Below are 23,805 nucleotides of genomic sequence, written 5' to 3' on the forward strand. Positions count from 1 at the left end.
GCCCGGTTTTGGCGTAACGAGGTAAGAACACCGTAACCATCTAGTTCTGGCATCACAATATCGCAAAGTATCAAGTCAGGGGCGTGTTCTTGTGCTTTTTCGACGCCGACAAGACCGTTTTCTGCACTAATGACATCGAACCCTTCCGCCTCCAAGCATTCTAGAAAGATATTTCGGTTTTCTGCCTCATTTTCAATTACTAAAACTTTTGTCATGTTTCCCTCAATCTTTAGTTATTCTTACTGATTGACATAATGGCAATGTGATTGTAAAAGTGGTACCAACGCCTACTTCACTCTCCACAAAAATTTGACCACCATGTATATCCACAAGCTTTTTGACAATTGCTAGCCCCAGTCCACTACCTGGTCTATCGCCAACATTCCCACCTCGATGAAATGCTTCAAACAAGAGTTGTTGGTCTGCTTTTGGAATACCAATTCCTTTGTCTTTTATCTGGAAAATAACTTTTTCATCTTGGCAGGAAAGTACCAAATCAACCGTACTGCTTTTTGGAGAATACTTGAGCGCATTCGAGAGTAAATTCGTGAGAATTGGCTGCAGCAATTTTTTATCCATGCAAACTGCTTGACAATCACCTTGACTGACAAAGGTAACTGTATGTTGGCTGCTTTCGCTCAAATTCATTTGAGCTAAGATGTCATGGCAGAATTGAATCAAATTAAGTGGTTTTGGCTCAAACTTTAGCTTTCCTGCTTGTGCTGTATCGATGATGAAAACTTCATCCATTAATTGATTGAGTTGTTCAACTGTTGTTTGAACCCGTTGGAGATACTGTAGTTTTTTCTCCTCACTCCAAGTGTCACGATGACGTTTCAATAAGCTCGTGGAGAATGAAATCATGTTCAGCGAAGAGCGGAATTCATGACAAATCATGGAGACAAATCGCTCTTTTTGTTCACCTCGTTCTTCTTGTGCTACATTTTCGTCAATTTCTTTTTCTACTTGCAAACGGTTGGTGATGTCCCAAAACTCCATACTGTACCGATGATTTGCTCACCAAGCCGCAGAGGTTGACAGTATCGCTCGAAAATCCGACCATCTTTCAACTCCAGAGTATCGTAGCCCTCAACATCTGCTTGGCTATCTAGTTCCTGGATACGCCTGCAAAAGTTATCTGGATCTTTCAGTTGATTTTTATAAAAAGTCAGGCATTGATTATGGTTGCGTGACTTAACGAGGAATTCTGGAATTTGCCACATTTGGACAAATTTCTGATTAAAACTAACAATATGTCCCTTGGAGTTGACTGCAACAACACCTTCTGCAGTGGATTCTAGAGTTGCTTGAAGTAAAGAAAGAGACTTTTCCAGTTCAGCCTCCGCTTGCAGACGCGCAACTTTCTCGTGGTATAGTTGTTCTGATACGTTACGTAATTTAGCAACAAGGTTTTGCGTTCTAGAGTCTAGAGCTTCATTACTCCTCTGTGAGGGTAATAAAGACAGCTTGCGGTTGTTGGTATCGCGAAGAAACATACAACTATACTCCTTACTGTTGTATTTCACATAGATAACGGTAATTTTTACTGGAAAGCTTTGACTTTCCTGAATCTTAAGTAGTTTATGTATTCATATATACAATTAACTCTCAGAGCTTACGCACCCTTGACGGCATTTCAGGGATTTCAGACGTTGCAAATCCCCCTAACCTCCCTCAAGAAGGCAGGCTTGGTGTAAGTCCTGTGTTTGATAGTTTTCTAGTGCTTTAATAAAACTTGTAGTCATTCCTGTTAGGAATAACCAACAAAACTGTATGCTGCATCAACGACTTTTTGTATAAAAGCATTTTTCTGAAATTGAAGAACTTGGTTTTTATAGAAAGAACTTCTCAACCAGTTCATGAATTTCATTATAAAGTTTCAACCAGGAAAAAATCTCTGAAAAACGTCTTGATTCTTACCGCAACGAATAGATAAACTTCCCTTGACTAAAGTTGACCACATAAGTAAATATTCTTATAACTTTCGTCATGGTTTATCCTGACTCTCATCCCAAATTATAGAAGTGGCATAAATTGCAAGTTGTGCTCGGTTCTTCAAATTCAAGCGGTTAAATAGATTGGTAACGTAAGACTTCACCGTGCCTTCCGAAATAAAAAGCCGCTGAGCAATCTCGCGATTGGTAGCACCTGTTCCAATTAAGCGCAACACATCTCGCTCCCTAGCAGGTAACTCAGTCAGAACAGTTGGGGTAGATTCGCGATGCTTAGAGGCTGAACTGGAAGATTGAGTTATCAACTTTTCCATTAGTCCGGGGGCTAGCTGCGTATAACCACGATGGACAAACCGAATTGACTCTGCCAATTCTTCAGATGGCATATCTTTGAGCAAATAGCCCTTGGCACCAGCCTGTATCGACTCAGCAATGTATTCATCATCATCAAAGGTACTCAGAACAATGACTTTAACTTTTGGAAACCGCTGAGTGATAACCCGCGTAGCATGCTTGCCATCCATGACTGGCATCCGCATATCCATCAGTACCACATCTGGTTGCAGTGCCTCTACTTGCTGGATTGCAGCTTCTCCATTGTCAGCCGTACCTACAACTTGCAAATCTGGCTCTAAGCTCAACATGACTTTGATACCGTTGCGGATAAGACTTTGGTCATCTACTAATAACAAACGAATCATAAAAATGCACCTTCTTTGTAGGCAATAGCTTAAGGGATACCTTGTAAAAAGCGGGACGGGATAGGGTTGGGTGTTCAAGCAACTTATAGCAGTGAGTGACTATCGTAGTAAGCTTTATCTCTATCAAAGAATAGCGGGAGCGCGAGAACCCCTACTCTTTAGAGAGGGGATGAAGCGCGACGAGCGAGGGCTTTAGCCCTTTGTTTCTCTTTATCTCTTTATTTTAGTTTATCTCTTACCTCCTACAAAATGTGCTATGATTTTGTAGGAGGTAAGAAACAAGTGTTAACTTTAACTTACGAGTACAAAGCAAAGCCTACAAAAGAACAGATCCAAGTGATTGAACACACTTTGGATATGTGTCGAAAAGTTTGGAATTTTGCTCTTCGTGAGCGCAAAGACTGGCTAAACTCTCGTTCATGTCAGGTTAACGCTTGTTCATTAACATCTGAATATATTATTCCAGCTTCGGAACCATATCCGAACTATAATGCTCAAGCCAAGTCTTTAACTTTGGCAAAAGAACAGTATCCAGAACTCAAGACAGTCAACGCCCAAGTGTTGCAACAGGTTTTGAGAAAACTAGAGACCGCATTTATCGATATGAAGCGTAAAGGGATGGGGTTTCCCCGCTTTAAGAATCGATACAGAATGCGGTCTTTTGTTTATCCTCAATTGGGTAAGTCTCAATTTTTAAGAGGCAACCAAATCAAGCTGCCACAGTTGGGATGGTTAGAGTATGTCAAGTCTCGCGAAATACCTGATGGGTTTGTTGTAAAACAAGCTCGAATAGTTCGCAAAGCTTCTGGATACTTTGTGATGTTGACGTTGGAATGTGATGTTAATGTGCCTTCACCAGTTGCCTCTGGTCATCCAGTTGGTCTGGATTTGGGTCTAGATAAGTTTACTGCAACTTCCGATGGTTTATTGGTTGAACGTCCTCGTTTTTTGAATTCATTGCATCGCAAGCTGAAATTGCTGCAACGCAGGCTAAAGAACAAAAAGAAGGGGTCGAACAATCGACATAAACTCAATCGTAAGATTGCTCGATTGCATCAACGTATTTCTGATACTCGTAAGGACTGGCATTTCAAATTAGCTCACAAACTTTGTGATAACGCTGGGATGATGTTTGTTGAAGACATTGATTTCCGGACGTGGGCTAAAGGAATGCACGGGTTACATACATTGGATGCAGGGTTTGGGCAGTTTATTGAAATCCTGAAATGGGTATGTTGGAAGCGCGGAGTGTATTTTGAAAAGGTTAGCAAAGACTACACCTCTCAAGTATGTCCGCAATGCGATACGCATACTGGGAAAAAGGAACTGAAGGACAGAATTCACTCTTGTCCTGAATGCGGTTACACTACTCACCGAGACGTGGCAGCCGCACAAGTGATCCGCAATCGTGGGATCTCTGGGCTGGGACGCAGCCTGGAAGAAAATGCCTGTGGAGACGGTCTGACGGGGACGGGAAACCGTCTAGTTAAGAGTCAAAGAAGCAGGAACAAAGGTGGAGAGGCGCGACTAAGTCCTTCGGACACGCTACGCGAACAGTCCGCCTCGTAACATCTTTTAAGAATCTCCGTGGCTTTAGCCCGGAGAGTACGTCAATAATACTCTCAGTTGAGCTTCTGCACTACGAACAACCGCAATTTTCAGACCACAGGTATACCAATTCTCTTCATAGGAAGGCTACAATGCTGACTGAATAAGCGCCATAGCGCGTAGACCTTTCTGAAAATGAGGCAGCTTATGGGTTTCAGGCTGTGCATGGCGGCAGTGCCATTGCTACTTTTACCCCAGATTGGTAGTCAAAGCCAGCAATTGTTTACGCTCTCCAACTTTAGCGTTAGCCTTTAAAAAAGATGTCGTACAGTGATAGCAGAATCTCCACCACAATCAGAATCACCACATACCACTCTACTCGCTGGCTACTGCTATGCTGCATGAACTCCAGCACTGTTTGTGCTGTTTGGGAAATGAGCTCTAGTTTGCGTTCCAAGGCATTGTGACGCTCACGGATTTCGTATTCATCTTCCAAGCGCAGATATAAGTTTTCTAGCTGTGGGGATTCCCACAGCAGATCCGGCTTATCGATGATCTCTACTCGACCGACAATCTTATGTTGAACTAACAATGTAGTGCCGAGTTGACGCAGTAATTCCCGACTCTGGCGTCTACTCCTGTTTTCAGAAAGGAGACTAGCTGCAAACGGTTCAATTTGATCAAATACAGTAGCTAGGCTAGTTTCATAATGAGACAGCACAACACTCTTAGCGAGAATATCAGCCACTATCTGCAAACGTTCTACACTAAAATCATGCAGTAAAATTGTTCCTTCCTTAACTTTCTCACTCTGTGCAACGTTGAGCTGAACTTCTACCTCTTCTGTTTCCGGGTCAGCAAAAGAGTCAATAACTTGAGACTGGAGTTTAGTCAAGAAAGCTACCTTTTCTACAGCCTCAAGGTTAAACAGGACAACTGCACCATAGTCCAGCAGTACCGCACAGCCGTGTTCACCTACTGTAACCATTACTGGCATAGCCGCCAAGCAAACGTAATTCTCCAATCTTTGTACGTTAATCTTCTTACCAAGGAATAGGGCTTGCGCTCTAAAGCTATCTCTGTCATTAAAAAGGAGTTTTTGCATTGTCGCCTTATGCTATATTCTGGCTGTTAATCTGTGCGGGTAGCGATAGCAATTGATCCGGCGTTGTTAGAAATCACTACAATCTCAGCTTACCAAGAAACGGATTAATTAATCTTTTTTGTTCGCCGAGATTACTACATCCTCATTTTCATAGTAATAGCCAATAAATTGCTATCGCTATGATTGTCTCTAATTAAACTAATCATAAAAATGTTTTGGTCACGCCACTGCCTGTCAATACCAAATGTAAGTTGTTTCCCTTTTTTTTAGTTTGTACGTTTTTACTAATTTTTTCATAATCGGAAACCAAAGTAATTTTATGCTTAATTTTGACCAGAAAGAAAAAGGTACAAGCCCCCAACTTTGTTATGGAAAAAGAAAAAATGTATTTCATCGAGTAGGCGCAAGAAATACGGCATCCTTGTTACAAGCCCCCAACTTCAGTTATGGGGTTCTTACTTTTGACTTTTGACTTTTGACTTTTGACTTCCCCGAAGGGGCTGACCTATCTTTTCTTACCATAATTTGGTTTCTTCTTTATCCAATAAGGGTTTTGGCGTGCTTGTCACCTCTTCAGGTATGCAAATTAAATGACACACATAATCCTCTCAAAGACTTATTGAGCAAGGCGAGAGTGTAAAATTCATTTTGCCCAGGTACTTATGATCAGGACTAACTTTTGTTTCGGCTCCATAAATACATCCGCTGTTGAAATTCAACAGCCACCTGAGCATCGGGAATTTTTTTTGCTATCTTTTCTACCAGCTCTAGTTCGCAAATTCCAGGTGAAGACTTGAGCGTTTCCTTCATCAGGAACGAGGCGAACGGTCCTACCAAATCCGTCAGTTGTTGCTTACATTGGCGCAGAAAACTCTCATCAATAATTTGGTAGCTCGATTGCGAGAGATGTCCCCCAGTGGTTTCCACTTGCCTGACGGTTGAGTTAAACACAAGCGTTACCCGCTCTTCAAACTCAGTTTGTTGAGCTGGAGGGATGTGAGACAACAGCCGCGCAACGAGTTCTTTGCAGTTAAGCACCTGTTGCGTCACTTGTTGCAGTAGAGATGAGGCGAGCGGACCAATATAGTCTGCCAAAATTTGTTCCAACCATGACGATTGCTCGTAACAAAGAACCAAGCCTCCTGTTGATTGTGTGGCGGTCAAAGCCAAAATATCAGCAGCAATATTGTCTAGTGAGTGCTTTTGCTGAAACGGCAGTTCAACCCTAAACTGACGGCTCTTTCTTGGTTCTGTTTCAACATGGAACTGACTGCTCAATGCTTGTCGAAATTCAGCAGCCACCTGAGGATCGGGAATTTTTGCTGCTATGGTTTCTACTAGTTCTTGTTGGGAAATTCCGGGCGAAGACTTGAGCGTTTCTTTCATCAGGAACGGAGCGAACGGTCCGACCAAATCCATCAGTTGTTGCTCGCATTGGCGCAGAAAGCTCTCATCAATAATTTCATAGCTTGAGTTCGATAAATAATGTTCGCTATTGGTTTCCAGTTGGCTGGGAGGAGGGTTTAACTTTGAGGATTGTTCGTTGTTACGACGAACTAAGGCTGCTGTTGGTGGTGCAGCGGTCAAGATAGAGACATTATTATTATTATTATGGGCAACGTTATTATAAGCAACGTTATTATGAGCAACGTTATTATAAGCAACCTTGATTGGCGATTTCTCTAGTGTCGCTTCTTGCTGGATTGGCAGTTCAACCTTAACCTGACAGCCCTTTCCTGGCTCTGATTCGATGTGGAACTGACCGCTTAATGCTGCCACCCGTTCTGCCATCCCTTTAAGTCCGAATCCCTTTGGCAAGGCATTCCGTCTAAACCCCTTGCCATTGTCCGCGACTATAAGTTGCATCGCGCCTGGAATGGTTTTGATCTGAATTTTCACTGCTGTTGCTGCTGCGTGCTTGCAGATGTTGTTCAGGGCTTCTTGCACAATTCGGTAGACTGTGGTATTAACCTCTTGAGGCAGAGCACCAGACAGATTTATGCAAGTCGAGATTGATAAGCCAGTGACTTGCTGAATATCTTCTACTAGAGATTCAATCAATTGTTCTAGAGGCTTGCCGGCATTCTCCGTTGCTCGTAACAAACAAACAGACTGCCGTACTTCCTTGATAGCATTGGCACCAAGCCGTTGAGCCTGCGTCAGAAACGATTTAGCTGCTTCAGGATCGAGCCTCCAAAGCTTGAGAGCAGTTTGCAACTGAATATTGAGCGCCGTTAGCGTTTGTCCCAGTGAATCATGCAAATCGCGAGCGATACGTTGGCGCTCTTTAGCTCTAGCGATGTCCTCAATTTGAACTGCACACTGGTGTAGTTGCTCATAGACTGATGAGAGTTCTTCCCAACCCATGCGATCGCTCCCTCGCAATTGAAACTGCGGTACCTACAATCATGCCATGCAGCAACTAGTAGTCTGTCAATTTTAGTTTAAAGGATTAATTTTTTCTATGTATTGCCTTTGCAAAAGGCTCAAAGAAATCTAGCCATCCCTGTTGAATTTCCTTGACAGTCTACTAGCCTCAAACTTTTTATACTGTATTAAGTTCTACTACCCTTCAACGACTCCCTATTCCGCAAAAATATCTGCCTAATATGATCTTTGTAAAACAACTTCAGAAAGCCAAAAGTCAAACAAAAGAAATATTTTGTAACTTTTGAATTTTGACTTTTAATTTGAATTGCTACTTACTACTGAAGTTCACCAAATTGAGTGAAGATATGTAAAGAGAACTAAGAATAATCTTGAACTCAAATTGGGCACAAAGCTGATAAGTCACCCACTGCGGTAGTCTAGATAAAGTGAATTTATCTCTTGGCTTGACATATTTCTTTATGACATCAGTTATTTCCAGTCCTACTCGCACAATTCGCATAGGTTCTCGCAAAAGTCAACTGGCTCTGGTTCAAACTTACTGGGTACAAGAACAACTCCAGAAAAGCTTTCCAGAGATGTCTTTTGAAGTCCACACCATGTCTACCCACGGCGACAAAATCCTCGATGTTGCCTTAGCCAAGATTGGCGACAAGGGATTATTTACCAAAGAACTCGAAGTGGGGATGCTCAACCAGGAGATTGACTTTGCCGTTCACTCCCTCAAGGATTTGCCGACTCGCTTACCAGAAGGGTTAGTCCTCGCAGCGATTACAGAACGGGAAAACCCAGCAGATGCGTTAGTGTTGCATGAAAAACACAAAGGTAAACAAATTGATACACTTCCAGAAGGCGCTGTCATCGGTACATCTTCCCTACGACGCTTAGCACAGTTGCGGCATCATTTCCCACACCTACAGTTTAAAGATGTGCGGGGAAATTTGAACACGCGCATGGCAAAGTTGGATGCAGGTGAGTACGATGCGCTGATTTTGGCTGTTGCTGGGTTGCAGCGATTAGGAATGGGCGATCGCGTCCACCAAATCTTACCAAAAGAAATTTCCCTCCATGCTGTTGGGCAAGGAGCTTTAGGGATTGAATGCCGTGCTGATGATGCCGAACTGCTATCACTCCTTAAAGCTATCGAACATCCCGAAACACGCGATCGCTGTCTTGCTGAGCGCTCCTTTCTACGTGAGTTAGAGGGAGGTTGTCAAGTTCCCATTGGTGTAAATACTGAAATAAATGGTGATAATTTAACTTTAACGGGCATAGTTGCAAGCGTGGATGGTCAAAAGCTTGCCCAAGACACAGTCACAGGCGTTGCTCAAGATGCTGAACAGGTAGGGAAAGAACTAGCACAAATCTTGCGGAAACAGGGAGCTCAGGAAATTTTGGATGAAATCTTCACCCAGATTCAACGAGGTTCCTGAGCTGTTCTGCAAACAGATGTGATTAGATAAGAATGAGATCTCTTGCAATCATTCGGTTTCTTTTAAAAAAAACCACAGATGGACACAGATGGACACAGATAAATCATCTGTGTTTATCTGTGTCCATCTGTGGTTCTAAATAATACAAAGACTTGGATTATTGCAAGCCGTCTACTGATTTCTGTGGCACAGAATGTGAAAAGATGCAATTCGCGTCTTTTCTGTTAGTAGACTTCTAACCTAGGCAGAATCGAGGGACACACAGACTATCATGCGGATTTTATTTGTTGCAGCAGAAGCAGCTCCCGTTGCGAAAGTTGGTGGAATGGGTGATGTTGTCGGAGCACTACCCAAAATCTTGAGAAACATGGGGCATGATGTGCGGATATTCTTGCCTTACTACGGCTTCCTACCAGACAAAATGGAAATTCCCAAAGAACCAGTATGGAGGGGATATGCCATGTTCCAAGACTTTGCAGTTTACGAAGCCGTTCTGCCTGGTACTGATGTTCCCTTGTATTTATTTGGACATCCAGCTTTTTTGCCCCGTCGCATTTACTCAGGAGAAGATGAAGAATGGCGGTTTACATTATTCGCCAACGGAGCAGCTGAGTTTTGCTGGAATTATTGGAAGCCGGAAATTGTCCACTGTCACGATTGGCACACAGGAATGATTCCCGTGTGGATGCATCAATCTCCTGATATCAGCAGTGTTTTTACGATACACAACCTGGCATATCAAGGACCGTGGCGCTGGTACTTAGAGAAAATTACTTGGTGTCCTTGGTATATGCAAGGACACAATACGATGGCAGCTGCGGTGCAGTTTGCAGACAAGGTGAATACAGTTTCCCCAACTTATGCCGAGCAAATCAAGACAGCTGCTTATGGTGAAACTTTAGAAGGTTTATTGTCTTTCATCAGCGGCAAGTTGTCGGGTATTATCAATGGCATCGATACAGAAGTTTACGACCCAGCCACCGATAAGTACATTACCCAAACCTTCACTGCTGATACTTTAGACAAACGCAAGGCGAACAAAATTGCTTTGCAAGAAGAACTGGGGTTAGAAGTAAACTCCAATGCCTTTTTTATTGGTATGGTGACGCGGTTGGTGGAACAAAAAGGCATTGATTTGGTGTTGAATATTCTGGATCGCTACCTGGCGTATACAGATGCACAATTTGTGCTGTTGGGGACAGGCGATCGCTACTACGAAAGCCAAATGTGGCAATTGGCATCGCGCTATCCTGGACGCATGGCAACTTACCTTCTATATAACGATGCCTTGGCTCGCCGCATCTACGCAGGTACAGATGCCTTCCTGATGCCGAGCCGTTTTGAACCTTGCGGTATCAGCCAAATGATGGCTTTGCGTTACGGTTCCGTGCCAATTGTCCGCCGCACTGGGGGATTAGTTGACACCGTATCCCACCATGATCCAACAAACCATGCAGGCACTGGTTATTGCTTTGACCGTTATGAACCACTAGATCTGTTTACCTGTATGATCCGGGCTTGGGAAGGTTTCCGTTACAAAGATTACTGGCAGGCAGTACAGCAACGTGGTATGAGTCAAGACTTCAGTTGGTATCAATCTGCCAAGCAATACGTCAAGCTGTATCGGTCAATTTATGGCTTGCCTGAGGAAGAAGAGCAACCGCCACAGCAGGAAACGCAACTAAGCGAGTCAGTAGCAACTCACACTCCTGAGGAGATTGAACAATTACCAGCTTAAAGTTCTTGTGGGGTAGGCATCCTGCCTGCCCAAAAAATTGAAGGGATGATTGTTGTGGGGTAGGCATCCTGCTGCCTGCCCAAAAAATTGAAGGGATGATTGTTGTGGGGTAGGCATCCTGCTGCCTGCCCAAAAAATTGAAGGGATGATTGTTGTGGGGTAGGCATCCTGCTGCCCAAAAAATTCAAGGGACGGGCAAGATGCCCATCCCACAAGAACACAAAATTCATCCTGCAAATATGCAATGCCATAAATTTAGTAGGGTGCGTTACGGCTTTGCCTAACGCACCAACTAATTTGTATCGTTTGTATCGGCGGTGCGTTGTTTGACTCAGTTAGTGTTGTTTAACCAATGTGATCATCAACAGCGCCATTGCACCCGTAGCAGGTGAGATTAAAGCCGATCGTCCACCGACAAAGGCTGTGATCACAGCGATAGAGAAAGAGGCGTACAGCCCAACTTTCGGATCGACACCTGCGATGATGGAAAAGGCGATCGCTTCCGGAATCAGTGAAGAACGCAACTAACGTACCTAACAATATGTCTGCTTTGATATTGGAAAACCACTCTCGCTACAAAACTTTTGTATTCAAATCATCCTCCGCTTCAGTTGAATCCAGAACACACGAAACTACACGACAGAAAATCTATTTACGCTACATGCTTTAAAGTTTGGCTGTAGTTAGTGAAGTGACTTTCATAAATTTTCTCCAAAGTCGTCTCCAGTAAGTATCCCGCCATCCTGACCAAGCTGTTATGTCAAGATATTGAAAGAACAAATTCTTTTTAGGGTGTTTACATTCCTCTTTCAATCCTGCATACCAGGGTTTAGGAGAATTCGTATAGTGAATAACGCAAGGATTCTCAAGCAGTTCATTATAGACTTCTGGTGCCAAGGGGCTATCTTGCCATGATTTATACTCATATATTTTTGGCATTATATTCCATTTAGGGTGAAGTTCTCCCCATTTTCCTGCAAGCACTGCGTTGAGACCATCCTGATCGTTACGCACATATTCTCTATTTTGTTTTACATATTCGATGACTTTTTTACCTATACTCTCATCTCGCCATTTTTTCAAATTAATGACTAAAAGCCCCGAATTAAAGTATTTATAATCTGGAGAAATACCTACCTCTTTATAGTTTCTTAAACCCTCGGACATTCCTATATTTAACTCAACGTCATCCTGAACTGCTAATACATAATTCTCTTCAATATCAATGTCCCATAACTCTGCTAAATCTCCCGTCACTACCATATCGGTATCTAAATAAATTGCCTTATCAAATTCTTTGGGCAAAAAATCAGTAATCACAAGCCGATAATAGCAAGTAGGTGTCAGATGCCTAGTCAATACAAGATTTTCAAAGAGTGCGTTATCTGGTTTGACCCAGGAAACACTAATTTGTGCTGGGTTAAGCGATTTTGTAATCTTACCTTTATTAAACTCGCTAATTCCTCCATCTAGAACGAATAAGGCTATTTTGCGATTTTTTCTCAGGTTTGCAACTGCTGAAGAAACTGTAACAGCAAGTGGCATTGCATAGTTATTATCAGCAGCACAGACAAGAACGATTGGTTGAATATCAGAATTAACAGACATAAGTTCCACCCTGTTGATTTCTAAATAAATAATGACCTTTCAAAACATTCTTAATCACAAATTATTTGTCATCCTTAGAAAACGAATTTTACTGTGATGATGCCCGTCAAGTAAAACGGAAGGATTAGCTTATAAAATGACTGAAACTATCCTTTAACCACCTAAATACGTAAAAAGCTTTCGGTAAAATTTACACCTACTTAATACCTTGATGACATCAATTTGATAGCAAGACAAATAATTTCTTTTCTAACACATCACTTCCAAACTTTGGCGAAAGTTTGCTGAATGATCAAATCAGAAAATTGAGAGCGATCAAACCGTTGTAGTATTCGGGAAGTTATCCAGGTTCCGACTATAATGACTCCGAAAAGAGAAACCCGCAAAACTTTAATTCCAATCAGTGAATTATTAAATAAAGGTGTCAAGATGTCATCCATCTTTTGGGTGATAAAAACTAAGAGATAGTGAGTCAAAAAAATGTAATAAGACCAAACACCTAACTCACTCATTTTGGAAAAAAAGGCAGGCAACTTTTTCTGGAGAAGTGAGCCAAGGTTGACAAACCACAGAATAATACCCACGGCAATTACAAAATCAGCAAAAACCCACCCCCAGAAGCCCTGATATATCAAGGCATTACCAGCGAGCCAGATGAGGAATCCCAGAACACCCATCCAAGGATTTAAGAGTACTTTATGAAAGATGGAAGGGTTTCGCACCAGAGCAACAGCTGCTACCATACCAATCGCAAACTCACCGAGCCTCGATGGAAAAAAGTTAAAGGCATATTCGTGCTGGAATCGAAACTCGGTTGGAAGTTTATCGAGTGGTACACCTAGCACTGGAAACAGTTTGGAATAATGTGCGTATCCGATAGGACGACCATCTAACCAGTAAAGTGCGATCGCTCTATAGACAAACTCAACTATGATTGCCACGAAAAGGGCAAACAGCACAACTCTCACGGTTTTGTGTTTAGCGATCAGCTGATACAACCAGGGAAAGGCTAGGTAAAAACTAACAATCAAAGGAATAAACCACAATGACCCATTAGGCTCAACTTTGACAGTGGGATTTAACAGGGTTAACTTAAGCAGTAGGGCATTGTTGACTAATACATCCAAGGGTAATGCAAGTGCCTGAAGCAGATTGCGACCTTCAAACAGGTAAACACAAGCCAGGATCAGGTATCCCCAAAGGCAAACCATCCAATACGGGGGTAGAACTTTCCTGAACCGCTTCACATACCATTTCTTCCACGAGATGTCTGAATCTCTTTTGAGACAGGAATAGGTGAGCCCAAATCCACTTAACACAATAAAGACATGAACCCCCTGCCAACCAAACCATTCTGGTCTCCAATGAATCAGAACTATCCAAACAATTGCCAAACCTTTACAGAAATCTAGCAAGCCGAGGACAGGCGATTGCGCGGAGCGCAGTGCCCTCGTGCCCAATCGCGCTTCGGAAGTATTTTTCTGCACCTCGGGATTGACCACAATACAACCTCCTGATGGTAGATACCTGTTCACGAGTTTCCCTTCTCCTTTGTTCACCAAAGGAATAGGGGTTATGGAATGAAGATGAAGGTGAATAGTCTGACAACAAAATACCAGATCAACCGTGCAGCAAATAAACTCTAAGTATTAGAATTTGTCATAAAAAGTTAGGTTATACCTTGGTTTTCTGTAAACTTACAGCATCTTTGACTTTGCGCGCTTTCAAGAAACCCGACATGAATGGTCGCTCAAAAACTAAGTAAAACAGATAGGCAACTAGTACAGAAATTGTCACACCCGCCACGTAAGATGTCACTGCAAATATCCCTGGAGACAATCGCAGGCTAAAAAGGAAGTAACGCACGAGGACTAAGACTGGTCCGTGAATCAGATACAGACTATAGGAAAATGTTCCAAGTGCGATCGCCCAAGGATGCTCAAATACACGCACAATAAGTCGTGGCTTTTTGCCATTAATTACAGACTCAGTGCTGTCAATAAATAAACAAGCAGCTGCAAGACCAAAAAAACTTTCATTAATCCATATATCTAATCCCAGTTTTCGCCATTCTGTTAAAAAACCAACACAAGTAAATGCAATGGCAAGCGCACCCCACGGTAATGATTTCCTTATTGCGATAAGATTGGGTTTTTCAGAGAATCCAATATCTGCTGCTCCCATCCCCAAGGCAAATAAGCCGAGAAACCAAGGACTGGCTGTTTTAAACAATCCATTCAGGAGATACAAGGGTGCTATCCCAATTAAAAATGCAGCGATGACAACTGAAGTGAGTCCGAAACGCCGCCAAATAGGTAGCAATAACAATGGAAGGAAAAAGTATAACTGCCACTCCGTTGCCACAGTCCACAGTGGTGGATTAATAGACATATATGTCTCTTGGCTAAGATTGTGAACGAGTAGCAGGTGAGACAAGACATCAATCAAGGAAAACTTTGGAGAAAATGGACCTGCACCCGCAACTTTATCCCACTGGAAACTGGTAAATTGCTCTAGTGCAAATATTGTTGCCGCTAGAAACAGGCAGAAAAAAAGAGCACCGTAAAAAGGTGGCAAAATTCGTCGCGATCGCCGCTTTATGTAACCAAGTAAACCTCCTGAAACATAACCGCTACGGACTACCGGCAACATCAAAACATAGCCAGAAAGTACAATGAAAATGACAACACTAACGCGACCATATCTCAGTGTTTTCGTAAAAAATTCCAACAATGCAGGTACTTGCTCTCCTATCGATGGTTCAATGTGAACAAGTACCACATATAGAGCTGCAATTCCACGTAAACCATCTAAGTAGCGAAGGTGGGGTTTCTTATCATTAGCTGTTGTTAGTATTTTAGTCATTAGTTTCGTTTCCTACTGTTTTTACTTAAGAACTCTTGTGTTTTTTTTAGCAGTAGTCTTGAAGTCTAATTAATAATTATCCATCCTCTTTTATAAGAGTTTTTTAGCATTTTTTACCCCCTTCTAGTAAATAGATTCCATATGGGTTTATGGAATTCAGTCATAAGATTATGTAGACCTTACAAGTTCGTTTATGTTCCGGTTTCTGATGGCTCATGTAGGCGCAGCCAGAGCAACATAACTCTTAATAAATGAGTCACTAAAAATTCATGAATACGCTTTTATTCCGGAAATAAAAGTTGGTTATTCATGGATATATAGAGCAATCCTTGTCTGAAATATTTACAAACAGTTTGAACATTCTGCTTGTGCCAGCTAAATTTATAAATCTGTATTTTTTGATAGCAGATTTATAACACAAGTTCAGATGGCTCATGCATATTTTCTCAAATTAGAAAATATATCTAATGAGAAAAAATATTCAATGCAGATGTTATTTAATTGCTAATTTTCGCTGTACAAGAGATGTCTTGTTCGCAACAATATGCTATCGCTCACCAATACGGTTCAGTTAGTCATATTAATCTTTCAAATCCCCTAACACCCTTTTCAAAGGGGCTACATTCTCCCCCCTAAGGCAGAGTTAAAGGAGATTTAGCTTTATCTGAGCCATATTGATTTGCTCACAAGCAAATCTTGTGGTTAGTATTCAATATCTAAGATTGAAAATTCACATTTGTTGGAAATGCGAGATACTACTTCCATCTTCGGAACTGATTCACAACTAAATACCATGACTTCGTCGCCTCATCCATCAAAAGATGAGTATGGATGTTCACATGGTTTAACTGGCTATTTTATGAAGTTGTGCCAACAGTTATTTCAATCAATTATACCTTTTCCACTTATTCCAATCGAGAAGTGAAATTTCCTTACTTTTATCAAGATATAATTATTGAATTTTTCGTATTCTTCCCAAACTGCATGACAAGTACATCAGGGTGGAGTATCGCCAACTTCAGCCATAACATTGAAGTTGACCATCGGAGCGAATATATACACACTTCCCCGACTACTATAACGGCTTTCTTGGAGCCAGTTTTTAGAGTCTGTTTTTGTAAACATGATGTACAAAAATGATTTACATTTTAACGAGTTCGCCTTAATAGCTATGTAAACAGTCTATTAACCTTACTTTATAAGTAATAATCAAAAATTTTGTAAAACATTTGTATGTTTTTTACGAGAAATCATAAAGTTTTGATGAAATTCTTTTTGAAAGAAATTAACTAAGGATTCTCTTCAAAAAAACAAGCGTATTACAACTGATGACAGGTTAGAAAAACTACACTGTTACCAAATGGGGAGTGGGAAAAGGCGAGAAATCGAGCTTGGGGATACACTATCGTAGTGCTTTGAGCACACCATTATATCTATAGCAGTCCGCTTTGATTTCTGTTCGCTTGCGTGGCGTTAGGTGCTAGCCGTGGCGTCAGCCATAGCCATACTTATTTGCGTAGGTAGGGAACAGGCAACAGGCAAGAAAGCTCTTCGAGTTGTACTGAGTTTTTAAGCGCAAGCGCAGGCACTTTCACAAAAATCTGCGGAGGAGTCCTATAGATCTATTTAAGTACATGAACTGATTGACAAAAGGCACAATCTCTTCAACTGTTACAAGAGTGCAAGCAATTTCAGCCTTCTGGTACTTTTACAGAAAATTTCCTCTTCGTTATCCAATAGCAGGCATAGTTGCGAATTTACCCAGATGACACTCCTGATATTGCAGGCTTAACACTGTAACAGCAAATAACCAAAGACATCCTAAACCATTTTTCTAATGGGCTTTAACTGATGAAAAAAGTTACTGTTTCTCAAATATGTACGTATGGCTTGATAGGGTTAACGTCTTTAACTGCTGTGATAAGTACAAGTACGCAGGTTTTGACTCAGACAGCACAAAAGTCCAATACTCCACAAAAATCTCTTCCTTCTAACTTGATTTGGCCCACTCAAGGGATACTTTCTCAAGGTTTTCGCAGATATCAACATGAAGGAATTGATATCGCAGGAGCATCTGGAACTCCTATTGTTGCTGCCGCATCCGGTACAGTAGTCAAAGCAGGTTGGAACGAATGGGGATTAGGCAATGTCGTAGTCATTAAGCATACCGATGGCAGTATCACAGTTTACGGTCACAATAGTCGCTTGTTGGTGAAACAGGGTCAACAGGTAAGCCAAGGTCAAGTTATTTCTTCCATGGGGTCTACAGGTAATAGTACGGCACCTCATCTGCACTTTGAAGTTCGTAAAAATGATCGTTTTGCCCTTGATCCGATGACTGCATTGCCATCTTTAATTGCAGGAAAAATCCCACAACACCAGATGACAAGCCCTGCTTCTGTAGCATCCGTTGCAAGTCAATCAATCCGCCAAGTCTCGCCAGCAGAGAAACAGCAGCAAGTTTCACCTTCGCAACCAATTCCAGTGGCTGTGGGCGGTGTAATGGCTGATACTAAATGCAATGGCACTACAGTGATTGAAGGTGAAACAGCAAATGTCTTGGTGAAAGTCTGTCAGGAAAATGGTCAGCTGTTTTATATCGGGCAATTAAAGCAAGATCCAAACGAGCCTGTACGTCTCCCAGCTTGGAGTGTTGGCAGTTCTCAGTATCGTGCAGAGAATGGTACTTTCTCCTACCTCGTTAGCCCTGACAAGGTGGAAGTTTGGCGCAATGGTCAGCAAGTGCGTTCTGATACTTTTTCCACTTCAAAGCAGTTTCAACAGTAAAGTTGGCTATCTGCCCTTACGAATACTACAGATGTAATTCCCGTAAGGGCGCGGCGCTTTATGCGATGGGGGAAGCCCCGCCAAGGCGCTCCGGGGCGAACGCGAGTGCGTGTCCGCTTTCCCTCAGCCCCGCTGGAAGCGATCGCTTCCGTATCAGCCCTTGTATTTTCAACAGCAATCGTGTTTATCCGGATATTTTTTGAAAAATTATTTTTTCTTAATCATGTTCTAGGTAAAAATCCTTTACGATTAAGGGTAGTCTAAGTTACATTAGACCAAATTCAACAGAAAGCGAAGTAAAACTCTGCATTCGTCAGGGTTCTCTAGTTGAGAGCAAACCCCATAGCTAGAAGCTAGGGGCTTGCAGGATACTGCTACCTGACGCCTACTAATCGTTTAGATTAAGCGTTTAAGTTCTTACCGAGGACAATGCTTGAGCGTTCCAAGCTCTAAAACTGGGCGATTAAACAGGCTTACAGGGAATAAACCAGTGTCGTTCGGAAAGTACCGGATCTAAACAAAGTCGAGGCAAACATTACTCTTAGGAGTTCCCGGCAACGGGGTTTTTGGATAAGCCAGAAGGGAAATAAATTTCCCTAAGGGCTTCATCCCCATAAATACAATTTAGGGGCTTCTGCCCTTTGATATTGGTGAATTTTCCAGTATAAAGGAGCTTACTGTGGAATATCTTGCTTATTCTCTCATGGATAGTGCCTACGCAGAGGCAACTAAAGATACGGAATTTAGCCTTCCAGAAATGAAACTGAAACTTAACTGGAACAGAAATTTCAAATCTGCTTGGTTAACTTTTGCGAGCATCGGTGCATTGTTTGCAATTTTAGCTCAGGCTCAAACAGCCTCAGCAGCATACTACGGTCCAGGAAGCAACTATTATGTTAGGACAAACGGCAGTGATCTCATAGTCCGCAGAGGTCCTGGCGAAAATTATGGTGCTATTGCATCTTACCGTAATGGCTCACGACTTCCACGAGTCGTAGCATACAGGAATGGATTTGCTAGGCTATCCAATGGTTATTACGTTGCTGCCAATTGGATTGGCAACAGACCAGGCAGAGGCTACACTCCTGGTCCTGGTGTTGGCGGTCCTACCACTCTAAATTTGGGAGCTGAAGGTTCGGCTGTTGCAAGACTTCAAAGAATTCTGGGAGTCACACCTACTGGATATTACGGTCCGGGGACGCAAAGTGCAGTCCGGAACTACCAGCTAAGAAATGGTTTACGTGTGGATGGAATCGCTGGACCGGAAACGCTAGCTAGTTTGGGATATTAACACGTAAGCTTTCACTCAGAGTTTGGTCTTAGAACCACAATAGCTGGTATTCAACCAAGGTATTCGCGGCATTATTATTTTTCTAGAAAAAATCTTTTCCCCTGTCTGTTTGGGGCAAAAAATAGGCAGGGATTTTTGTCTTTGAAAAACTTATTTAAAATTCATTGAAATTTTTGGTTTGGCTCTAGATGCTGTCAAAATTTCTTATAACGTTTAAATCAGAAAACCCATTGGATAGCTATGGGAGTGACAAAGAACAGCAAAGATACACGTTAGACGAAATATAGGGAAGAGCAAAGAAAAATCTTACTAATCACACTTTCAGAACAAAGGAGAATATTGTGGAATATCTTGCTTATTCTCTCATGGATAGCAGCTACGCAAAAGTAACTGCAGATAATACCGAATTCTGTCTTCCTGAGTTTAAGCTCAGATTCAATTGGCACAAATATTTTAAATCTGCTAAGTTAACTTTCGCTATCATCAGTTCCTCGTTGGCAATTCTAGCTCAAGCCCAAGCAGGATGGGCAGCATACTCTGGTGCAGGTAGGTACTTGGTGAGGACTAACGGCAACTGTCTTAATGTCCGTACAGGTCCAAGCACCTACTATCGCTCTGTGAGATGTTACTCTAATGGCTCACAGTTGCCACGGGTTGTAGGATATAGAAATGGATTTGCTCGGTTGTCTACAGGTAATTACGTTGCTGCCAATTGGATTAACACGAGTTCCGATGGGAGATATACGAATGATCGCGGCATTGGCGCTCGCCTGACTCCAACAAGATCTACTGCTGATAATGGCATTGGCGGTAGCGTCACTTTAAGAAGAGGTTCTCGAGGTGAGGCTGTCAGACAACTTCAGAGAGTTTTGGGTAATGTACCAGTAACTGGATACTATGGTTCGTTAACTGAAACAGCAGTCAGAAATGTCCAAGGAAGAAACGGCTTGCTTGCTGATGGAGTGGCTGGACCGCAAACTCTTAGTTATCTGGGGTTGGGGAGTGATGTGGGGTTGGGGAATTTTGCTACCAGACCACCTGTAGAATATACTCCATATCCTACTGCTTATAATGACGACATAACTCTCAGACCAGCTTCTCGAGGCGAGGCTGTCAGACAACTTCAGAGAGTTTTGGGTAATGTACGGGTAACTGGATACTATGATACGGCGACAGAAAGAGCAGTGAGAAACTTCCAGGCGAGAAGAAGCTTGCGTCCAACTGGAGTTGCTGATCCAGAAACTCTCAGTTTTCTGGGGTTGGGGAATTTTGCCACCCGTCCACCTGTATATGATCCTCAGTATCCCGCTCCTGCTAATTATGGCAATAGCGGTACCCTCACTCTCAGAAGAGGTTCTAGAGGTGAAGCTGTGGCAGAACTTCAGAGAGTTTTGGGTAACGTACAGGTAACTGGATACTATGATACGGCGACAGAAAGAGCAGTCAGAAACTTCCAAGCAAGTCTCGGCTTGCGTGCAAATGGAGTCGCTGGACCCCAAACGCTGAGTTATCTGGGATTGGAAAATATGACTACCAGATCGTATTATCGAGATTATCCTGGGTATTCTGGTATTAGTGTTGGTGGTCGTTAATTGTCAAGAAGCTCTTGAAGTGACATATTGGAATTTCAATGACAAATTCAGTAGCTTGACCCAATTCGCTAAAACAGAGCAGTTGACCACCATGTTTTTCAACAACAATTTGATGACTAATTTTGGATAGTCACTGTAGCTTGCACGGATGTCAATTTTTGACTTTCTTGTTCCGCTATCTTATTGTTAGTAATCACTTCAAAGAAAAAGACTGTACCGCCAATTTCTCCGTTGTGGTCATACCGGAAGAGATATTCGCGCGATCGCCTCCGGCACTGCCCCTTGGGCAATCGCCTCCCTTCTGCGCTCCACGCAATCGGGTTCGCGTAGCGTATCCAAAGGACTCAGCGGGTGCTTTGTGCCAATGCCCTTTGGGTACGCACTCGCGATTGCCTCCCTTCTGCGCTCCGCGCAATCGCACATCCTCCTATCTGCGTTGATTCGGCGACTTGCGCCCGGAGACAGCAGGCTCACTTTTTTCCGTTTTACCAACTTGTGCTCACAAACAACCCACCCAGAACAGAGGTACTTGAAAGGCAGTTCATAGGATTTGGGGCGAACTGCATAAGCTTTACCCCGTAACTCTTATAAGAATCTAGCGAATGAGATATACCGCTATGACTGAGTTAACAAATTTTTATGCTTTACTTATTGGCATCGATCGCTATGAACCAAATAATTTATATAAAAATTTGACAGGATGTGTCGGAGATATCGATCTAGTTGCAGATTATCTCCAGAAGACTTTGCAAGTCCCTTCTGAAAATATTTGGAAATTAACTTCTCCTTTTGAAGAAAGTTCTATTTTATCGGAAATTAGATCGGTCCGAAAGGAAGTAATACCAAGCTACGACAATATTGTTAATGCTTTTAAAGAAATAACTGAAACCGCAAGATCGGGAGAACAAGTATATATTCATTATTCCGGACATGGAGGACGCGCTCTTACCGTTTACCCAGAACTGAAGGGAGAGGGACAAGATGATGAAAGTATTGTCCCAGTTGATGTGGGGAGTTCGGGAAATCGTTATTTGCGGGATGTAGAAATTGCTACCTTGATGAAACGCTTGACTGACAAGGGCTGTATTGTGACTGTTATTTTTGATAGTTGTCATTCGGGGGGTGCTACAAGGGGCGATTGTGCCATTCGTGGTAGCGAAACTGATGGGATTGATACCGCACCTAGAAGCCGAGATAGTTTAGTTGCTTCCCGCGAGGAGTTATTAAATAACTGGCGTATTTTAACGCAAACAGACCCCGAAATATCAACGGGATGGCTGCCGAAAACTCAAGACTATGTATTCTTAGCTGCTTGTCGCCCTTCGGAATATGCTTATGAGTATGCAGTCAACGGTGGAAAAAGAAATGGTGCATTAACCTACTGGACAATTGATACTCTCACCAGCAGTACCTCTGGCTTAACTTACAGGTCGCTCTACAATCGCGTCAAAGGGATGGTTCAAAGTAAATTTCCCCAACAGTTACCGATGCTAACGGGAAATAGCGATCGCCTGGTATTTGGGAATAAGAAAGAATTTTTACCATATGCTGTGAATGTTGTCAAGGTTGATGAAAATCAGCAAAGGATCACCTTGGAAGCAGGATTAGCACAGGGTTTAAGTCAAGGGACTCGTTTTGCAATTTATCCTTTGAATGCAAAAGACTTTGCTGACAAAACACAACAAATTGCGATCGCCGAAATTACAGACGAACTTCAAGCAGACAAATCAACAGCCAGAATTTTAGATGCAGCCGCAGGAGGAATTGCTGTTAAAGGTAAAATCGAACCTGGTGCAACTGCTGTGATGTTAGCTGCACCTGTAGATTTAATCCGGAAAGTGCGCTTATTCCCTGAGAAACAAGCAGGAGACAAAGAAAACGAATTACCGTCAGATTTAGTTAACAAGCAAACCGAAGCTTTAGAAAAAGTTCGCCAAGCTATTGCGGGAAATGGCTGGGTAGTGGAAGTCAAAGACAGGGAAGAAGCACATTATCAAGTTGCGGTTGGTAGAGATGGGGAATATGAAATCTGTATTGGAATGCCAGTGAAAAACCTGTATCCAATATTAAAGATAAACGATTCACAAGCACCAAAAAAAGTAGTTGAGCGCTTGGTTCACTTAGCTAAATATCAGTCTGTGCAAGCACTAGATAATCCAGCTTCCGAGTTAACAGACTATGTGGAATTTCAGTTATGCAATCAAAACAAACAACCTTTCCCCGATTCCGATAATATTACTTTGAAACCAGGGGAAATATCTTATTTACGAGTTAAAAATACTTATTATAAACCACTTAATATAGCCGTACTCGATTTAGAACCAACTTGGGAAATTTCTCAAATTCCCATCCAGGGAGATGATTCATCTTTCTTTGCATTACAACCAAACCAAGAAGTATATACTAAATTGCGTTTTCGACTACCTGGTGAAGGGTATCAACAAGCCAAGGAAACGCTGAAAATATTTGCCACCAAGGGATTAACTAACTTTCAATGGTTAAAATTACCTTCTCTCGCTCGCGGATTGGAAACTAGAGGAGACCTTAATTCACAACTTAGAGAAAAAGCCGAAGAATTGAGAACAAGAGGAAACGCTCAAATCATCAATCCTCTCAATAATCTCTTAAGCGCGATTGGTGCCGATATCGACAATCCTCCCAATAAAACTCGCACTTTAGTGTACGAACCCGATCCAGATGCAGAATGGATGACTCAGCAGATACAAATCGCTGTAACGCAGTAGACAAGAGGGTCATAACTGGACAAAAAGCTTAAATGTGTCAAATATATTCAGCT

The 23,805-nt window shown here is 42.3% G+C and carries 20 protein-coding genes and 1 pseudogene; 8 read left to right on the top strand and 13 right to left on the bottom strand.

All coding sequences use genetic code 11. The features are described from left to right. The 4 genes from V5G28_RS27020 to V5G28_RS27035 form a co-directional block, all read right to left on the bottom strand. On the bottom strand, positions 1-215 hold a 215-nt coding region (locus tag V5G28_RS27020), incomplete at its 3' end, for a response regulator transcription factor (protein ID WP_332996304.1). Between the two features lie 7 nt (positions 216-222). Beyond that, positions 223-999, bottom strand: a complete 777-nt coding sequence (locus tag V5G28_RS27025) for a sensor histidine kinase (RefSeq protein WP_332996306.1) — start codon at positions 997-999, stop codon at positions 223-225. Continuing rightward, positions 963-1,496, bottom strand: a complete 534-nt coding sequence (locus V5G28_RS27030; protein WP_332996308.1) for a PAS domain-containing protein — start codon at positions 1,494-1,496, stop codon at positions 963-965. Before V5G28_RS27030 ends, V5G28_RS27025 begins: the two co-directional genes overlap by 37 nt. A 491-nt stretch (positions 1,497-1,987) precedes the next feature. Then, positions 1,988-2,653 carry a response regulator gene (locus V5G28_RS27035; protein WP_073628216.1) on the bottom strand — a complete coding sequence of 222 codons (666 nt, stop codon included), beginning with the start codon at positions 2,651-2,653 and terminating at the stop codon, positions 1,988-1,990. A 282-nt stretch (positions 2,654-2,935) separates the two neighbouring features. Here V5G28_RS27035 and V5G28_RS27040 point away from each other — a divergent pair, with 282 nt between their 5' ends. Continuing rightward, a complete protein-coding gene (locus V5G28_RS27040; RefSeq protein ID WP_332996313.1) occupies positions 2,936-4,222 on the top strand; it encodes an RNA-guided endonuclease InsQ/TnpB family protein in 1,287 nt (428 codons plus the stop codon). A gap of 283 nt (positions 4,223-4,505) precedes the next feature. Here the strand turns inward: V5G28_RS27040 and V5G28_RS27045 are convergent, their stop codons facing one another. Both V5G28_RS27045 and V5G28_RS27050 read right to left on the bottom strand, forming a co-directional pair. After that, the gene (locus V5G28_RS27045) at positions 4,506-5,306 is read right to left on the bottom strand and encodes an RMD1 family protein (RefSeq protein ID WP_332996315.1); all 801 of its coding nucleotides are present in this window, start codon (positions 5,304-5,306) and stop codon (positions 4,506-4,508) included. 672 nt (positions 5,307-5,978) lie between these two features. Next, positions 5,979-7,673, bottom strand: a complete 1,695-nt coding sequence (locus tag V5G28_RS27050) for a sensor histidine kinase (protein WP_332996317.1) — start codon at positions 7,671-7,673, stop codon at positions 5,979-5,981. A gap of 482 nt (positions 7,674-8,155) precedes the next feature. Between V5G28_RS27050 and hemC the strand changes: the two genes are divergently transcribed. Together hemC and glgA are read left to right on the top strand one after the other, a co-directional pair. Then, a complete protein-coding gene (hemC, locus tag V5G28_RS27055) occupies positions 8,156-9,127 on the top strand; it encodes a hydroxymethylbilane synthase (RefSeq protein WP_332996319.1) in 972 nt (323 codons plus the stop codon). 271 nt (positions 9,128-9,398) lie between these two features. Then, positions 9,399-10,865, top strand: a complete 1,467-nt coding sequence (gene glgA / locus V5G28_RS27060; RefSeq protein WP_332996321.1) for a glycogen synthase GlgA — start codon at positions 9,399-9,401, stop codon at positions 10,863-10,865. Here glgA and V5G28_RS27065 read toward each other — a convergent pair. The 6 genes and pseudogenes from V5G28_RS27065 to V5G28_RS27090 all read right to left on the bottom strand — a co-directional run bounded on the left by V5G28_RS27065 (position 10,862) and on the right by V5G28_RS27090 (position 16,463). Then, positions 10,862-11,116, bottom strand: coding sequence for a hypothetical protein (locus tag V5G28_RS27065; protein WP_336231375.1), 255 nt, complete (start codon positions 11,114-11,116; stop codon positions 10,862-10,864). The genes glgA and V5G28_RS27065 overlap by 4 nt on opposite strands. An 87-nt stretch (positions 11,117-11,203) precedes the next feature. Beyond that, positions 11,204-11,420, bottom strand: a pseudogene (locus V5G28_RS27070) (SulP family inorganic anion transporter); the annotation flags it as partial. Between the two features lie 111 nt (positions 11,421-11,531). Then, positions 11,532-12,473 (bottom strand): glycosyltransferase family 8 protein, encoded by a 942-nt coding sequence (locus tag V5G28_RS27075; protein WP_332996323.1) that lies wholly within the window; start codon positions 12,471-12,473, stop codon positions 11,532-11,534. A gap of 257 nt (positions 12,474-12,730) precedes the next feature. Further along, a complete protein-coding gene (locus V5G28_RS27080; protein ID WP_332996325.1) occupies positions 12,731-14,008 on the bottom strand; it encodes an acyltransferase family protein in 1,278 nt (425 codons plus the stop codon). Positions 14,009-14,147: 139 nt separating this feature from the next. After that, entirely contained in the window at positions 14,148-15,338 is a 1,191-nt protein-coding gene (locus tag V5G28_RS27085) for an acyltransferase family protein (protein WP_332996327.1), read from the bottom strand. A 996-nt stretch (positions 15,339-16,334) separates the two neighbouring features. Continuing rightward, a complete protein-coding gene (locus V5G28_RS27090; protein ID WP_336231376.1) occupies positions 16,335-16,463 on the bottom strand; it encodes a hypothetical protein in 129 nt (42 codons plus the stop codon). A gap of 726 nt (positions 16,464-17,189) precedes the next feature. Between V5G28_RS27090 and V5G28_RS27095 the strand changes: the two genes are divergently transcribed. The 4 genes from V5G28_RS27095 (at position 17,190) to V5G28_RS27110 (ending at position 21,008) form a co-directional block, all read left to right on the top strand. Next, a complete protein-coding gene (locus tag V5G28_RS27095) occupies positions 17,190-18,125 on the top strand; it encodes a M23 family metallopeptidase (RefSeq protein ID WP_332996329.1) in 936 nt (311 codons plus the stop codon). 2 nt (positions 18,126-18,127) lie between these two features. Further along, positions 18,128-18,328, top strand: coding sequence for a hypothetical protein (locus tag V5G28_RS27100; RefSeq protein ID WP_332996331.1), 201 nt, complete (start codon positions 18,128-18,130; stop codon positions 18,326-18,328). Positions 18,329-18,804: 476 nt separating this feature from the next. Further along, on the top strand, positions 18,805-19,416 hold the full coding sequence (locus V5G28_RS27105; RefSeq protein WP_096561985.1) for a peptidoglycan-binding domain-containing protein: 612 nt from the start codon (positions 18,805-18,807) through the stop codon (positions 19,414-19,416). A gap of 341 nt (positions 19,417-19,757) precedes the next feature. Next, positions 19,758-21,008, top strand: coding sequence for a peptidoglycan-binding protein (locus V5G28_RS27110; RefSeq protein ID WP_332996334.1), 1,251 nt, complete (start codon positions 19,758-19,760; stop codon positions 21,006-21,008). A 116-nt stretch (positions 21,009-21,124) separates the two neighbouring features. Here the strand turns inward: V5G28_RS27110 and V5G28_RS27115 are convergent, their stop codons facing one another. Beyond that, positions 21,125-21,298 carry a hypothetical protein gene (locus V5G28_RS27115; protein WP_332996336.1) on the bottom strand — a complete coding sequence of 58 codons (174 nt, stop codon included), beginning with the start codon at positions 21,296-21,298 and terminating at the stop codon, positions 21,125-21,127. Between the two features lie 327 nt (positions 21,299-21,625). Between V5G28_RS27115 and V5G28_RS27120 the strand changes: the two genes are divergently transcribed. Then, a complete protein-coding gene (locus V5G28_RS27120; RefSeq protein WP_332996338.1) occupies positions 21,626-23,752 on the top strand; it encodes a caspase family protein in 2,127 nt (708 codons plus the stop codon). The last annotated feature ends 53 nt before the right edge of the window (positions 23,753-23,805 follow it).

The organism is Scytonema sp. PRP1 (assembly GCF_036697665.2).
Lineage (GTDB): Bacteria > Cyanobacteriota > Cyanobacteriia > Cyanobacteriales > Nostocaceae > Kalymmatonema > Kalymmatonema gypsitolerans.

Bases quoted from the DNA above. Each gene is read 5' to 3' on its own strand.
- V5G28_RS27065 (WP_336231375.1), bottom strand. From the start codon at position 11,116: ATGGCATTGCATATTTGCAGGATGAATTTTGTGTTCTTGTGGGATGGG.
- V5G28_RS27085 (WP_332996327.1), bottom strand. From the start codon at position 15,338: ATGACTAAAATACTAACAACAGCTAATGATAAGAAACCCCACCTTCGC.
- V5G28_RS27095 (WP_332996329.1), top strand. From the start codon at position 17,190: ATGAAAAAAGTTACTGTTTCTCAAATATGTACGTATGGCTTGATAGGG.
- V5G28_RS27030 (WP_332996308.1), bottom strand. From the start codon at position 1,496: ATGTTTCTTCGCGATACCAACAACCGCAAGCTGTCTTTATTACCCTCA.
- glgA (WP_332996321.1), top strand. From the start codon at position 9,399: ATGCGGATTTTATTTGTTGCAGCAGAAGCAGCTCCCGTTGCGAAAGTT.
- V5G28_RS27090 (WP_336231376.1), bottom strand. From the start codon at position 16,463: ATGTTTACAAAAACAGACTCTAAAAACTGGCTCCAAGAAAGCCGTTAT.
- V5G28_RS27075 (WP_332996323.1), bottom strand. From the start codon at position 12,473: ATGTCTGTTAATTCTGATATTCAACCAATCGTTCTTGTCTGTGCTGCT.
- V5G28_RS27025 (WP_332996306.1), bottom strand. From the start codon at position 999: ATGGAGTTTTGGGACATCACCAACCGTTTGCAAGTAGAAAAAGAAATT.
- V5G28_RS27045 (WP_332996315.1), bottom strand. From the start codon at position 5,306: ATGCAAAAACTCCTTTTTAATGACAGAGATAGCTTTAGAGCGCAAGCC.
- hemC (WP_332996319.1), top strand. From the start codon at position 8,156: ATGACATCAGTTATTTCCAGTCCTACTCGCACAATTCGCATAGGTTCT.
- V5G28_RS27035 (WP_073628216.1), bottom strand. From the start codon at position 2,653: ATGATTCGTTTGTTATTAGTAGATGACCAAAGTCTTATCCGCAACGGT.
- V5G28_RS27120 (WP_332996338.1), top strand. From the start codon at position 21,626: ATGACTGAGTTAACAAATTTTTATGCTTTACTTATTGGCATCGATCGC.
- V5G28_RS27050 (WP_332996317.1), bottom strand. From the start codon at position 7,673: ATGGGTTGGGAAGAACTCTCATCAGTCTATGAGCAACTACACCAGTGT.